Origin of the sequence: Tateyamaria sp. ANG-S1, from assembly GCF_000814025.1 — a bacterium.
Classification (GTDB): Bacteria; Pseudomonadota; Alphaproteobacteria; order Rhodobacterales; family Rhodobacteraceae; genus Tateyamaria.
Window position 1 is genome coordinate 1 of sequence record NZ_JWLL01000015.1, and the last position, 13,332, is coordinate 13,332.

Annotated in this window: 13 protein-coding genes and 1 pseudogene; 11 read left to right on the top strand and 3 right to left on the bottom strand. The window is 63.2% G+C overall.

Features of this window, described 5'->3' with window-relative positions:
* Nucleotides 1–180 precede the first annotated feature (180 nt).
* From RA29_RS19560 to RA29_RS19595, 8 genes and pseudogenes are all read left to right on the top strand, one after another.
* A pseudogene (locus tag RA29_RS19560) lies at nucleotides 181–1,311 on the top strand (molybdopterin cofactor-binding domain-containing protein); the annotation flags it as partial.
* On the top strand, nucleotides 1,304–2,227 hold the full coding sequence (xdhC, locus tag RA29_RS19565; RefSeq protein WP_039689231.1) for a xanthine dehydrogenase accessory protein XdhC: 924 nt from the start codon (nucleotides 1,304–1,306) through the stop codon (nucleotides 2,225–2,227). The pseudogene RA29_RS19560 and the gene xdhC, both read left to right, overlap by 8 nt.
* On the top strand, nucleotides 2,224–3,738 hold the full coding sequence (locus RA29_RS19570) for an ABC transporter ATP-binding protein (protein WP_039689232.1): 1,515 nt from the start codon (nucleotides 2,224–2,226) through the stop codon (nucleotides 3,736–3,738). Before xdhC ends, RA29_RS19570 begins: the two co-directional genes overlap by 4 nt.
* A 57-nt stretch (nucleotides 3,739–3,795) precedes the next feature.
* On the top strand, nucleotides 3,796–4,878 hold the full coding sequence (locus RA29_RS19575; RefSeq protein WP_039689234.1) for an ABC transporter permease: 1,083 nt from the start codon (nucleotides 3,796–3,798) through the stop codon (nucleotides 4,876–4,878).
* Nucleotides 4,878–5,255: a hypothetical protein gene (locus RA29_RS19580; protein WP_039689236.1), complete on the top strand. Its 378-nt coding sequence runs from the start codon at nucleotides 4,878–4,880 to the stop codon at nucleotides 5,253–5,255. The genes RA29_RS19575 and RA29_RS19580 overlap by 1 nt, the downstream gene beginning before the upstream one ends.
* A 5-nt stretch (nucleotides 5,256–5,260) precedes the next feature.
* Complete coding sequence (locus RA29_RS19585; protein ID WP_039689238.1) at nucleotides 5,261–6,181, top strand: ABC transporter permease; 921 nt, start codon at nucleotides 5,261–5,263, stop codon at nucleotides 6,179–6,181.
* A 33-nt stretch (nucleotides 6,182–6,214) separates the two neighbouring features.
* Complete coding sequence (locus RA29_RS19590; RefSeq protein ID WP_039689243.1) at nucleotides 6,215–7,288, top strand: BMP family ABC transporter substrate-binding protein; 1,074 nt, start codon at nucleotides 6,215–6,217, stop codon at nucleotides 7,286–7,288.
* 82 nt (nucleotides 7,289–7,370) lie between these two features.
* Complete coding sequence (locus tag RA29_RS19595) at nucleotides 7,371–7,760, top strand: tautomerase family protein (protein ID WP_039689245.1); 390 nt, start codon at nucleotides 7,371–7,373, stop codon at nucleotides 7,758–7,760.
* A 6-nt stretch (nucleotides 7,761–7,766) separates the two neighbouring features.
* Here the strand turns inward: RA29_RS19595 and RA29_RS23330 are convergent, their stop codons facing one another.
* The 3 genes from RA29_RS23330 to RA29_RS19610 form a co-directional block, all read right to left on the bottom strand.
* The gene (locus RA29_RS23330; RefSeq protein ID WP_039689247.1) at nucleotides 7,767–8,492 is read right to left on the bottom strand and encodes a hypothetical protein; all 726 of its coding nucleotides are present in this window, start codon (nucleotides 8,490–8,492) and stop codon (nucleotides 7,767–7,769) included.
* 116 nt (nucleotides 8,493–8,608) lie between these two features.
* Nucleotides 8,609–9,484 (bottom strand): polyphosphate kinase 2, encoded by an 876-nt coding sequence (ppk2, locus tag RA29_RS19605; RefSeq protein ID WP_052249809.1) that lies wholly within the window; start codon nucleotides 9,482–9,484, stop codon nucleotides 8,609–8,611.
* 52 nt (nucleotides 9,485–9,536) lie between these two features.
* Nucleotides 9,537–10,217, bottom strand: coding sequence for a DUF2461 domain-containing protein (locus tag RA29_RS19610; RefSeq protein WP_193743592.1), 681 nt, complete (start codon nucleotides 10,215–10,217; stop codon nucleotides 9,537–9,539).
* A 292-nt stretch (nucleotides 10,218–10,509) separates the two neighbouring features.
* On the opposite strand from RA29_RS19610, the gene RA29_RS19615 reads away from it, so the two are divergent.
* Genes RA29_RS19615 through RA29_RS19625 form a run of 3 tightly spaced genes read left to right on the top strand, consistent with a single transcriptional unit; the run spans nucleotide 10,510 to nucleotide 13,276 of the window.
* The gene (locus RA29_RS19615; protein ID WP_039689249.1) at nucleotides 10,510–11,436 is read left to right on the top strand and encodes an aldo/keto reductase; all 927 of its coding nucleotides are present in this window, start codon (nucleotides 10,510–10,512) and stop codon (nucleotides 11,434–11,436) included.
* Nucleotides 11,433–12,488: an FAD-dependent oxidoreductase gene (locus RA29_RS19620; protein ID WP_039689250.1), complete on the top strand. Its 1,056-nt coding sequence runs from the start codon at nucleotides 11,433–11,435 to the stop codon at nucleotides 12,486–12,488. Before RA29_RS19615 ends, RA29_RS19620 begins: the two co-directional genes overlap by 4 nt.
* A gap of 17 nt (nucleotides 12,489–12,505) precedes the next feature.
* Nucleotides 12,506–13,276 carry a GH25 family lysozyme gene (locus tag RA29_RS19625; protein WP_039689252.1) on the top strand — a complete coding sequence of 257 codons (771 nt, stop codon included), beginning with the start codon at nucleotides 12,506–12,508 and terminating at the stop codon, nucleotides 13,274–13,276.
* Nucleotides 13,277–13,332: the final 56 nt, after the last annotated feature.

Sequence of the window (13,332 nt, forward strand, 5' to 3'; positions counted from 1 at the left end):
GGTTGGGGGGGGCGGGGGGGGTGGGGGGGGAGGGGGGGGTTTGTGGATGTGGGGGGGGGTCTTGGGGGGTTTGCCCCGGGGGGGGTGCGGGTTGCAATTTTCTATGGGGGGGGGCTGTCCCCCCCCCACGCCGATGGCGCTCCCCCCGAGGATTTTTTGGAAACAGGGAAGACTTATCAGACCACGCCCTATGGGCAGGAGGTGGACGATTTCATCGGCGATGCCCTGGTCGCGCAGTTGCGGGAGAGTTCGGACTACGATGCGCGGCGGGCGGCTGTAGCGGATTGGAATGCGGCCAATCCGGTGCTGAAAAAGGGGATTGCGCTGACGCCGGTGAAGTTCGGGATTTCTTTTACCCTGACGCATTTGAACCAAGCCGGTGCGTTGGTTCATGTTTATGCAGACGGGTCGATCCATCTGAACCATGGTGGGACCGAGATGGGACAGGGGCTGTTCCAGAAGGTCGCACAGGTTGCGGCAAGCCGGTTTGGCGTGCCGTTGGAGATGGTGAAGATCACGGCGACCGACACCGCTAAGGTGCCCAACACCTCGGCGACGGCGGCATCGTCGGGCAGTGATCTGAACGGGATGGCGGTGAAGGCCGCCTGCGACACCATTCGGGATCGGATGGCAGAGCATCTGGCGCAGTTGCACCAGGTGCGCCCGGATGAGGTCACCTTTGCCGACGGGCGGGTGCTTGCAGGAGCCGAGGAGTACAGTTTTGCCGAGGTTGCCGCCCTGACCTACATGGCGCGCATCAGCCTGTCGGCGACCGGGTTCTACAAGACGCCTGACATCAAGTGGGACCGGATCAAGGGACAGGGGCGGCCGTTTTTCTATTTTGCCTATGGCGCAGCCGTGACCGAGGTGGTGATCGACACGCTGACGGGTGAGAACAGGATTTTGCGCGCTGACATCCTGCATGACGCGGGTGCTTCGCTGAACCCGGCGCTGGACATTGGACAGATCGAGGGTGGCTATGTGCAGGGCGCGGGTTGGCTGACGACCGAGGAGCTGGTTTGGGACGATGCGGGCCGTCTGCGCACCCATGCGCCATCGACCTACAAGATCCCCGCCTGTGCAGATCGTCCGGACGTGTTCAACGTGGCGCTTTGGGACGGTGAAAACCGGGCCGACACGATCTACAAGTCCAAGGCCGTCGGCGAGCCGCCCCTTATGCTGGGGATTTCGGCGTTTCTGGCGCTGAGTGACGCAGCAGCGGCTTGTGGGCCGCACTATCCGGACTTACAGGCCCCCGCCACTGCCGAGGCTGTGTTGAAAGCGGTGCACACCGCGCGCGGCGATGTTTGATCGCGCGGGTCTGATTGCCGCCTGCGCGGCCCATGGCCGTGTGGTGCGTGTCGTGGTGGCCCATGTGCAGGGGTCGGCCCCGCGCGAGGCGGGCGCGGCGATGCTGGTCTGGGACGGCGGGCAATCCGGCACCATTGGTGGCGGTGCGCTGGAGTTTGAATTGTCGGCGGCCGCACGCAAGTTGAAGCGGGACACGCGCAGCCGTCACGCGCTTGGGCCAGACCTTGGTCAGTGCTGTGGTGGGGCGGTTGAAATCCTGTCCGAGATCTACGACCTGAACCGCGCCCGCGCCCTGCCCCATGATCTGGTGGCGCGGGGGCCCGACCCGATGCCCCTGTCCATCAAGCGCATGATGAAGGCGGCGCGCAATCAGGGCACCCTGCCCGCATCGCAACTGAAAGACGGCTGGATGATCGAGCCGGTGCGCCCGGAGGATCAGGAGGTCTGGATCTGGGGCGCGGGTCACGTGGGCCGTGCGCTGGTCGATATTCTGCGCCATGTGCCGGGGCATCGGTTGACCTGGGCGGATACCGGGCCGGAGCGGTTTCCCGAAGATGTGCCGGACGCAGTGACCACGGTGCCTGCCGTGGATCTGCCTGCGCTGGCGGCCCATGCGCCCAAGGATGCGCATCACCTGATCCTGACCTACGCCCATGACATTGACCTGGGCCTGTGCCACGCGCTGCTGAGCCGTGGTTTTGCCACTTGCGGGTTGATCGGGTCCAAGACGAAATGGGCGCGCTTTCGCAAGCGGTTGGCTGAACTGGGACACGCTGCGGATGAAATTGACCGCATCACCTGCCCCATTGGCGATCCATCTTTGGGCAAGGACCCGCATTTGATTGCGATTGGGGTCGCCTATCGGCTAGCACAGTCCACGCAGACCATACCGCTACGACTGGAGACCCGTGCGTGAGCCCCCTTTTGTCCCTGAACGGGTTGACCAAGGCCTATCCCGGCGTTGTGGCAAATGACGACGTGTCGTTGGAGATCGCACCCGGTGAAATCCACGCCCTGCTGGGCGAGAACGGGGCGGGCAAGTCGACGCTGGTCAAGATGATCTATGGGTTGGTGAAGCCCGATGCTGGTGTGATGCAGATGAATGGCGCGGGATTTGCCCCGTCGGACCCGCGTGCGGCCCGTGCGGCGGGTGTGGGCATGGTGTTTCAGCATTTTTCGTTGTTCGACGCGCTGAGCGTGGCGGAGAATATCGCGCTGGGGATGGAGACACCGCCGCCTATGCGGACGCTTGCGGCGCGTATTCGCGAGGTGTCGGAGACCTATGGGTTGCCGCTGTCCCCGGATCGGACGGTGGGAGATCTGTCGGCGGGCGAGCGGCAGCGGGTCGAGATCATTCGGTGTCTTTTGCAGGACCCGAAGCTGTTGATCATGGACGAGCCGACCTCTGTGCTGACGCCGCAGGAGGTGGAAATCCTGTTTGAAACTCTGCGTAAGTTGAGCGCGGAGGGGACCGCGATCCTGTATATCTCGCACAAGCTGGAAGAAATTCGCGCGCTCTGCGATGCCGCGACGATCCTTAGGGGCGGTAAGGTGGTGGGCACGTGCGTGCCGCGCGACACCTCGGCCCGAGCCATGGCCGAGATGATGGTGGGCAGTTCGCTGGCCACGCCCAAGGCCGCGGCCCATGAGGCGGGCGAGGTGCTGTTGTCGGTGACCGGATTGTCGGTTTTGTCCCCCTCGGCCTTCGGCATGTCTTTGAAAGACCTGTCCTTTGACGTGCGCGCGGGCGAGGTGCTGGGCATCGGCGGGGTCGCGGGCAACGGGCAGGACGAGTTGCTGGCGGTGTTGTCCGGGGAATTGCCGTGCGGGCCGGGGATGGTGCGGTTCAAGGGGGATGATCTGGCCAAGGCAGGGCCGGAGGCGCGGCGCGGTTTGGGTGTGCTGGCAGCCCCCGAGGAACGCTTGGGCCATGCGGCGGCACCGAATATGTCGCTGACGGAGAATGCCATGCTGACCGGGGCCGCGCGCGAAGGGTTGGCGCGGCGGGGGATACTGGACTGGCGGAAGACACGCAGCTTTGCCGAGCGGATCATTTCGGGCTTTGACGTGCGTACGCCGGGGCCTGAGAACGCAGCGCGGTCACTGTCAGGGGGCAACCTGCAGAAATTCGTGATCGGGCGCGAGGTGTTGCAAAAGCCGGAAGTGCTGGTTGTGAACCAGCCGACTTGGGGTGTGGACGCAGCCGCGGCGGCGGCCATTCGGCAGGCCTTGCTGGATTTGGCGGCCGAGGGATCTGCCGTGGTCGCCATTTCGCAAGATCTGGACGAGCTGATGGAAATCTCGGACCGGTTTGCGGCGCTGAACGAGGGGCGTTTGAGTGCGCCGCGTGCCACGGCTGGGTTGGATGTGGAGCAGATCGGGTTGATGTTGGGGGGTGCCCACGGGATGGAGGTGGCGCATGTTTGAGGGTGCGGGAGCCTCCGGCGGCGGTTTATTTGGCGAAATGAAGCTGGGGATGTTTGAATGATCCGGATCGAGGCGCGGCCGCAGCCCTCTGCTGTGATGGCCTATGCCACGCCTGTGCTGGCGGTCGTGCTGACCATGATCTTTGGTGGGGTGCTGTTTGCGGCCTTGGGCAAGGATCCGTTGCAGGCCATTGCGACGATTTTCTGGGAGCCGCTCTTTGGCGAGTTTGCGTTCTTTTACCGGCCTCAATTGCTGATCAAGGGTGCGCCGCTGGTGTTGATCGCCATCGGTCTGGCGCTGGGGTTCCGAGCGGGTATCTGGAATATTGGGGCCGAGGGGCAGTACATCGTGGGCGCCATTTGTGGTGCAGGTGCGGGGCTGGCTTTTTACCCCACTGAGAGCGTTTTGATCTTTCCGCTGATGGTGCTGGCCGGGGCCTTGGGCGGTTGGGCCTGGGCCATGATCCCGGCGGTGTTGAAGGTGAAGTTCGGGACCAATGAGATCTTGGTGTCGTTGATGCTGGTCTATGTGGCGGAACAGTTGCTGGCCTCCATGTCCCTGGGATTGCTGAAAAATCCGGAAGGGTTTGGCTTTCCCGGATCGCGGAACTTGCAGCAATATCCCAGCGCGCATAATGCCGAGATCATCTCGGGCACCGGCATGCACTGGGGTGTTGTGGCGGCGCTGATCGCGGTGATCTTTGCCTATGTGTTGCTCACCCGGCACCGGTTGGGCTTTGCCATTCGGGTAACGGGAGAAGCGCCGCGGGCGGCCAAGTTCGGGGGCGTCAATCCGGGGCGGTTGGTGCTGTTCTGCCTTGGCATGTCCGGTTTGCTCGCAGGGCTTGCGGGCATGTTCGAGGTGGCGGGGCCGGCGGGTCAGATCAGCATTGATTTCAACGTGGGCTACGGGTTCACGGCGATCATCGTGGCGTTTCTTGGCCGCTTGAACCCGCTTGGTATCGTGGCTGCGGGGCTGTTGATGGCGCTGACTTACATTGGCGGCGATATTGCGCAGTCGCAGTTGGGTCTGCCTGCCGCCGCCATTCAGGTATTTCAGGGGATGCTGCTGTTTTTCCTGTTGGCGCTGGATGTGATGACAAACTACCGCGTGCGGTTTGGCCGGGTGGAGGTGGCGTGATGAGCACAACAGCCGCCATAGCCCTCGCGACGACCACCTGGTTTTGCGACAGTGGACCTTCGCTCGCCAACCTTGCCGTGCCCTATTTCAGCCTCGACTTAGAATTCGCGTCCGACGACACGTTCACGGCCACCGGCACACGCAGCGAAATGGGGTTCGAAGACAAGGTGTCCTGGTCTGGCCGCTGGACAGATCAGAACGGGACACTTTGGCTGATTGGCGACATGGCGATCAAACAGGCATTCAATCACACGCCACCGCACCGCGAGGCCCGAGCCATGTCGACACGCGTCGAACCGGACGTTCTGATGTTCGAAATATCACTCGAAGGGGACGCCCCACGGCTTGTGCGGTGCCTCACGCACCTCCTGAGATAACGCAAATGGACCTGTCTTCGATCAACCCAATCCTCCTGATCGCCGCCATGATCGCGGCGGCCACGCCCATCCTGCTGGCCGCCATCGGAGAGCTTGTCGTTGAACGCGCGGGTGTCCTGAACCTCGGGGTCGAGGGGATGATGATCACCGGCGCTGTCTGTGGCTTCATCATTGCCGTGAACACCGGCTCGCCCACGGTTGGGTTTATCGCGGCGGCCATTGGCGGTGCCGTGCTGAGCCTGCTTTTTGCCTTTCTCACGCAGGTGGCGCTGGCCAATCAGGTGGCCTCGGGCCTTGCGCTGACCCTCTTTGGCCTTGGGCTGTCGTCGCTCATGGGGCAGTCCTATGTGGGGATCAAACCGCCGCGCGCCGAAGCCACGCCGCTTGGACCGCTGGCCGACATTCCGGTGATCGGGCCGATCGTGTTTGGGCATGACCTGATGGTCTATCTAGGCCTCGGCATCGTCGCGGGCACATGGGCTGTGCTGAAATTCACTCGCATGGGCCTCGTCCTGCGCGCCGTTGGTGAAAACCACGATGCCGCCCATGCGCTCGGTTACAAGGTCAAGCGTATCCGCACGCTGGCTATCCTCTTTGGCGGGGCCTGTGCGGGGTTGGGCGGGGCCTACATCTCGCTCATCCGCGTGCCGCAATGGACCGAGGGGATGACCGCCGGTGTGGGCTGGATCGCCCTCGCCCTTGTCGTCTTTGCCTCGTGGAAGCCGTGGCGTGTCCTGCTGGGTGCCTATCTTTTTGGCGGGATCACCCAGCTCCAGTTGAACCTGCAAGGCGCGGGCGTTGCCATTCCGGTCGAGTATTTGGCAATGTCCCCCTACATCGTGACGATCATCGTTCTGGTGATTCTGAGCGCAGACAAATCCCGCGCCCCCGGCTCACTGGGGCGCACATTCCACGCCTCGGGATAAGGGGCGCGCACCTAAATGGGGAGAACACCGAAAATGAAATTCACGACACTTGTGGCAAGTGCCGCGCTGGCGCTTGGGCTGGCGGGCGGCGCACTGGCCGACGATCCGACCAAGGTTGGCTTTGTCTATGTGGGCCCTGTCGGCGACGGCGGCTGGACCTATGAGCACGACCAGGGCCGTCAGGCGGTTGAGGCGGAGTTCGGCGACGCGGTCGAAACCGTGTTCGTTGAAAACGTGGCCGAAGGCCCCGACGCCGAGCGCGTGATGACGCAGATGGCGCTGGATGGGGCCGATCTGATCTTCACCACGTCCTTCGGCTTCATGGACCCGACCATCAACGTCGCGGCCAAGTTCCCGAATGTGAAATTCGAGCACGCAACCGGCTACAAACGTGCCGACAACGTGTCGACCTACTCCGCCCGCTTCTACGAGGGTCGCGCGGTTCAAGGCCACATCGCGGGCAAAATGACCGAGAGCAATATCATCGGCTACATCGCGTCTTTCCCGATCCCCGAAGTGATCCGCGGCATCAACTCGGCCTATCTGCACGCCTCGAAAGTGAACCCGGATGTCGAGTTCAAGATCATCTGGGTCTACACGTGGTTTGACCCCGCGAAAGAGGCTGACGCCGCCAAGGCCCTGATCGATCAGGGCGCGGACGTGGTGCTGCAGCACACCGACTCCACAGCCCCGCAGGCGGCCGCACAGGAAGCAGGCAACGTGATGACCTTTGGTCAGGCGTCGGACATGGCGCAATACGCCCCCTACCCGCGCGTGTCGTCGATCATCGACAACTGGGCGCCCTACTATGTCGAGCGCACGCGCGCCGTGATGGAAGGCACCTGGGAAAGCGTCGACACCTGGGACGGCATCCCCACCGGCATGGTTGAGATCGGTGAGATCACCGACGCAGTCCCAGCCGAGGTGAAGGCCGAGGCCGAAGCCATGATCGAAGCGATGCGGACGGGCGAATACCACCCCTTCACCGGCCCCATCAACAAGCAGGACGGCAGTGCCTGGCTGGCCGAGGGCGAAGTGGCCGATGACGGCACGCTCGCGGGCATGAACTTCTACATCGAAGGTGTGGACGGCGACATTCCGCAGTAAGCCGGATCAACGTCGAAGACATGGAAGGCCTCCGGTTTCGGGGGCCTTTGCTTTTTCACGATTGCTTTGGAGGGTCCGAGACATGCCATTCAACAAACTTCACGTGCCGCGCGCGCTGGCGCCCAAGATGTGCCAGCAGATCAACCGAAACTTGCACGCCGCTTTGGTCGACACCTGCGCCGTCAATCCCGATGATGATTTCTGCCTGGTCTGCCGGTACGAGCCGGAGGACATGGCGTTTCACCCCACTTTCCTCGGGCCGCGCGACCCGGCGGCGACGATTGTCATTGAAATCGCCCTGCTCGGCGGGCGCACAGATGCGCAGAAAGAGGCGCTTTACTCTGATATCCGGGCACGATTGGAGAGCATCGGGTTCCCGCCCGAAAACGCGATCATCTTTCTGATCGAGAACGCGGCGATTGACTGGTCCTTTGGCCCGCAAGGGTCGGTGAAGACCGTGCTGGGGCTGTAGCCGCAGTCACCGTGCGAAGATGTGTACCATCTGGGCGTCGAAATGCGCCCATGTCATCGTCGCCTTGTTCCCGGCATAGCCGTGGTAGTGCGATTTGCCGGTGTCATTGGGCAGACCCGCCCAGATCTTGGCGAGGTTGTTCATAAAGGCGACGCGGTCCATCTCTCCGGCGAGGAAGGGACGCAGCCCCGCATCCGCCAGCAGAATGTCGGCCAACTGGTCCTGCACCTTGGGGCTGAACCGCTGGCGCGGATTGATGCCGGCCTGCCGTACGAGCCGCCGCAGGGTTGGCGGGATGAACTGGTAGCGCCCGATGGCGTGGGGTTGGCCCGGTGTTGCGTCGATCCAGTCATAGATCTGCTGGATCGTCAGCCGTGTGGGATCGGCGGGCGGTTTGATCGTGGCACCGTACTGCACGGCGTCATAGCCTTTGGACCCGGCCTCTGCCTGCGCGATCAGGGTCCGCAGGCGCGCAATACGGTCGCCCGCCGGATAGTTGCGCAGCTTTTCCAGCTCTTCTGGATCAGGTGGCGCAAACAGGCCCGTCTCCGACCGTCCCACAAACAGGCTGGGGCCGCTGTGCCGGATCATCGGCGGGTCAGAGGGCGCGATCAGCGGTGCCGCTTGGGGCAACAGGCTCGCCCGACTGACCATCGGCAACGCCTCTGCCCAGGCAAGGGCCGCCTGCCCGATCAAAGCCGCACATGCCAAGACACACCAGATCCACCGCATCGCAATCCCATTCTGAAACCATCGCGTGCGGTGTTCTTGCGGCGCGACACCTAAACAGCAGGTTGCCGCGCCGCCATGTTCTGAACCGGATTTATCTCAAATGCGATCTATGCGCGTCAGCTCTTGCGGGACTGCGGGTGCAGGGACGCCGACAGAATATGTTCCGAACTGTGCACCGCCGTGTCTGCATGCTGCACGATCAGCGGATCGGGTGCGGTGACGACGCTCAGATCCTTGTCCGGATACTCAAGCCCCGCCAGAAAGTGCTTCATGCAATTGATGCGGGCGCGCTTCTTGTCGTTGGACTTGATGACGGTCCAGGGCGCATCGGCGGTGTCGGTGTAGAAAAACATCGCCTCCTTCGCCTCGGTGTAATCGTCCCACTTGTCGAGGCTCGCGCGATCAATGGGCGACAGTTTCCACTGCTTCAGCGGGTCGGTCTTGCGCGCCTCGAACCGGCGGCGCTGCTCGTCGCGGGTCACGGAAAACCAGTATTTGTAAAGCTGGACACCCGAGCGGGACAGCATCCGCTCAAACTCGGGGGTCTGGCGCATGAATTCGAGATATTCATTGGCAGCACAGAAGGACATCACCCGCTCCACGCCCGCACGATTGTACCACGACCGGTCATAGAGCACGATCTCGCCCGCCGTCGGCAGATGTTTCACATAGCGCTGGAAAAACCACTGCCCGCGCTCTTCGTCCGTGGGCTTGTTCAGGGCCACGACACGGGCCGCACGGGGGTTCAGATGCTCCATGAACCGCTTGATCGTACCGCCCTTGCCAGCGGCATCACGGCCCTCGAACAGCAGGACGAACTTCTGGCCGGTCTCCTGCACCCAAAGCTGCACCTTCAGCAACTCGACCTGCAGGGCCGCCTTTTCCGCCTCGTAATCTGCGCGGCTCATCTTGTCCGGATAGGGGTATTGCGCCGTGTCAAAGGCCTGCGCGGCCGAGGGGTTGTCGTTCAGCGTCTGGGCAGTCTGGGCCATGGGTCGTCTCCTTGCAGTGTGCAAAGAGGCAGACACGCAATGTAAGACGCTGTCATTGATGTGTATCAATATGTAAGCGTTTGTCGAAAACGCTCCAGACCGGCATCAATGCCTCGATCCGGTTCAGCGTTGCCTTGACGACCCCGGTCTCTCGCCAGTCCTCGGGCATGGGGCCGGACACGGCCAGCGCCTTGCGCTTGAGCAGATCGGCATGGGGGTGATCCTGGTCATAGGGCTTGGGCACCCGCTTGAGCGGCTCGGGGCCCCAATCGCTGATCTCGGCCCCGCTCTCTGCGGCCTCATCCAGCGCGTCCTGCAACCCGTCGCCCAACGTGTCGATAAAGGCCCGGTAGCGGGTCAGATGTTCGCCCTGCAAGCCCATCACGCCCATGCCAAGGATGAAGTAGTCGCGCGACAGCCCCCAGAACCACGAAGGCGCAAGCGGGTCCTGCACCGTCGGCTGCCACATGATGTGCAGATGCGTGTTCAGCGGCGTCTTGTCCTTGGAAAAGCGCACATCGCGGTAGATGCGGAACACCTTGGGCTTGTGCGGCTTGCCGGTGGTGCGGGCCACATCCTCCGCCATCAGATCGGCAAAGAACTTGGCGGGTCCGGCAATGGCCTCTTTGTAGTGCGCCTTATGCGGCTCGAACCAGTCCTTGGTGTTGTTCTTTTCCAGCTTGGCAAAGAAGGTAAGCGCCTCGTCCACCATCTGCTCAAACCCGTCGGCCATGTCGCGTCCCTCCATCTATTGCCGCGCTTTACCTATCGCGCGGCCTGGCACAATCCACCGCAGGCTGGTGCCAGTTTCCGGCAGTGGCCGCCATTTACGCTTTGGTAACAAACCCCACCGCACGGTGCGTTAACCACGCCAAAGGTGCATCAGGGGGTGTACGGGGGGTGCATGAGGGGTGTACGCCCGGTGCCCCCTGCAAATGCAGGCCATTAAGGGATTTCCGCCCGATCCCCGGCGTGGGCCGTGTTAACCGTTGCGCGTACGGTGCCCCCGTGCCACGACTTGGCCCATGATTACGTCCCTGAATGGCACCCCGCTTTCGCCCCTTACCTTTGGCACCATGCAGTTCGGCGGACGGGCCGACGCTACTGAAAGCCGAGCGATGTTCGACGCCGCCCGCGCAGCCGGGATCACCCATTTCGACACGGCTTTCGTCTATACCGGGGGCGCATCGGAAACCCTGTTGGGTGAAATGGCGCAGACGGATCGCGAGGGCCTGATTATCGCCACCAAGGCCGCGTACGAAGGCGGATCAGGCCGCGACAACACCCTGACGGGTTTCGCCACCTCGCAGCAGCGGCTCCAGATGGATATGATCGACATCCTCTACCTGCACCGCTTCGACGACGACACGCCGCTACAGGAAACCTTCGACGCGCTCGCGACTCTCAAACATGAGGGGCGCATCCGTTACATCGGGGTCTCAAACTTCGCCGCATGGCAGATGATGAAGGCGCAGGCGGTCGCGAGCCAATTCGAAGTCCGCATCGACATCATCCAGCCCATGCACAGCCTGGTGAAACGGCAATCGGAGGTCGAGATCTTCCCCATGGCCGTCGATCAGGGCATTGAAATCGCACCCTATTCTCCGTTGGGTGGCGGCTTGCTGACGGGCAAGTACGCCGCCGGTGGCACCGGGCGCCTGACCGAAGACGACCGCTATGCCGCGCGTTACAACGTGGATTGGATGCGCGAAGCGGCGGTCAAACTGACGGCACTTGCGTCCGATCTGAGCACCAGCCCCGCAACCCTCGCCGTGGCCTGGGCCATGGCGCACCCTGCCCGCCCGCGCCCTATCATCTCGGCCCGCTCTGCAGAGCAATTGGCACCGTCATTGGCAGCACTCGACTTCGATATGACGGCGGACCTCTACGACCAGATCACAGCGTTCAGCGTCACGCCGCCGCCCGCGACCGACCGGATCGAGGAAGCGTGACAGACATCATCGTCATCGGTGGCGGCATCGCGGGCATCTCCGCCGCTGCACGCCTGTCCGAAGGGGCGAATGTCACCGTTCTGGAGGGCGAAAGCGCACTCGGTTACCACGCCTCGGGCCGCTCCGCCGCGCTCTTCGAAGAAAACTACGGCTTGGCCCCAGTGATCGCACTGAACAAGGCCAGTGCCGAGTACCACCAACCCTATCTCAGCCCCCGCGGCTTTCTGCTGGTGGCCCGCGCGGGCGAGGACACTCAGTTCGAAGCGGATGCCAAAACCCTGAAATGCCCCGAGATTTCAGTGGACGAGGCCCGCGCGCACGTCCCCATCCTGAACGGCTTGATCACCCGCGCCGCCTATCACGCCGACGCCTGGGACATCGACACGGACCGCATGATTCAAGATTTCGCAAGGACCGTGCGCTCCAATGCTGGGCAGGTTCTGACGGATCGCAAAGTGACCGAGATAAACCGCGACAAAGGCTGGACCGTCCGTTGCGGTAACGAAGTCTTAACCGCCGACCTGCTGGTCAACGCCGCGGGCGCCTGGGCCGACCAGATCGCGACCATGGCCGGTGTCAAACCCATCGGCATCACGCCCCAGCGCCGATCCATGGCCCGCCTGCCCGCACCGGGCGGGCAAGCCGTTGATAAATGGCCGATATTCTTCGGCGTAGGCGAAACATGGTACGCCAAACCTGACGCCGGAAAACTGCTCGTCTCCCCCGCCGACGAAGACGCGGTAGAGCCTCACGACGCCTGGGCCGACGACATGGTGCTGGCCGAGGGGCTCGACCGCTACGCCCAACACGTGACCGAACCCGTCACCCGCGTCGAAACCACTTGGGCCGGCCTGCGCAGCTTCGCCCCGGACCGCTGCCTGGTGTTGGGCCGCGACCCCCAAGTCACTGATTTCATTTGGTGCGCAGGCCAGGGCGGCTACGGGTTCCAGACGGCCCCGGCGGCCAGCCAACTCCTCGCCGACATCGTCCTCGGCCACGCTCCGCAGCTCGACGCCGCCACCATCAATTCCCTGTCGCCAGCCCGCTTCTGAGCGGCTAGGCTCAGCCCATGTTGATACGCCATTTGATGCTGGCCGCACTGGTCCTCGTGACCGCCTGCGGCGCCCCCGCCCCGGCCCCTTTCACCGACCCCATGGTCATCGGCGACACTGACCCGGTCCGATTTTCCGGTCGCCAACCAACCACTTACCCGGTCCAGGGCATGGACGCCGCCCGCTTCCAAACCAGCGTCGATTGGGAGCGCGCCAAAGCCGTCGGCATCGAATTCGTCTTCCTCAAAGCCACCGAAGGCGGCGACCTGCTCGACCCCGCGTTCCAAGACCACTGGCGCGGCGCAGGCCGTGCAGGGATCAAGCGTGGCGCCTACCATTTCTACTACTTCTGCACCGCTCCGGAGGTGCAGGCGCAATTCTTCATCCGCACGGCTCCCAAAACACGCGGCAGCCTGCCGCCCGTGCTCGACATGGAATGGAACCCCTTCTCCCCCACCTGCCAGCGCCGCCCAGATGCGGCCACCGTTCAGGATGAAATGCGCCGCTGGCTTGACCTCGTGACCGCGCACTACGGCCAACGCCCCATCATCTACACCACCCCCGGCTTCTACGAGGACGCACAGCTAAACACCTTCAAAGGCTATGAATTCTGGCTCCGAACAACAGCCAAAACGCCGGCCGAGGCCTATCCCGGCCAACCCTGGCGCTTCTGGCAATACACAGCCACAGGCACACTGCCCAACACCGCCGGATCAGTCGACATCAACGCCTTTAACGGCTCGACCGCGGATTGGGAGGCATGGCTGGACCGCCGCACCATCCGCTAAAGCCATTTCTTCTGGCTAAAAATACCTCGGGGTCTGGGGCAGAGCCCCAGCCGGTC

Excerpts from the sequence above, each read along its gene's own strand:
- xdhC (WP_039689231.1), top strand. The coding sequence starts at position 1,304 with ATGTTTGATCGCGCGGGTCTGATTGCCGCCTGCGCGGCCCATGGCCGT.
- RA29_RS19575 (WP_039689234.1), top strand. The coding sequence starts at position 3,796 with ATGATCCGGATCGAGGCGCGGCCGCAGCCCTCTGCTGTGATGGCCTAT.
- RA29_RS19580 (WP_039689236.1), top strand. The coding sequence starts at position 4,878 with ATGAGCACAACAGCCGCCATAGCCCTCGCGACGACCACCTGGTTTTGC.
- RA29_RS19585 (WP_039689238.1), top strand. The coding sequence starts at position 5,261 with ATGGACCTGTCTTCGATCAACCCAATCCTCCTGATCGCCGCCATGATC.
- RA29_RS19590 (WP_039689243.1), top strand. The coding sequence starts at position 6,215 with ATGAAATTCACGACACTTGTGGCAAGTGCCGCGCTGGCGCTTGGGCTG.
- RA29_RS19595 (WP_039689245.1), top strand. The coding sequence starts at position 7,371 with ATGCCATTCAACAAACTTCACGTGCCGCGCGCGCTGGCGCCCAAGATG.
- RA29_RS23330 (WP_039689247.1), bottom strand. The coding sequence starts at position 8,492 with ATGCGGTGGATCTGGTGTGTCTTGGCATGTGCGGCTTTGATCGGGCAG.
- ppk2 (WP_052249809.1), bottom strand. The coding sequence starts at position 9,484 with ATGGCCCAGACTGCCCAGACGCTGAACGACAACCCCTCGGCCGCGCAG.
- RA29_RS19610 (WP_193743592.1), bottom strand. The coding sequence starts at position 10,217 with ATGGCCGACGGGTTTGAGCAGATGGTGGACGAGGCGCTTACCTTCTTT.
- RA29_RS19615 (WP_039689249.1), top strand. The coding sequence starts at position 10,510 with ATGATTACGTCCCTGAATGGCACCCCGCTTTCGCCCCTTACCTTTGGC.
- RA29_RS19625 (WP_039689252.1), top strand. The coding sequence starts at position 12,506 with ATGTTGATACGCCATTTGATGCTGGCCGCACTGGTCCTCGTGACCGCC.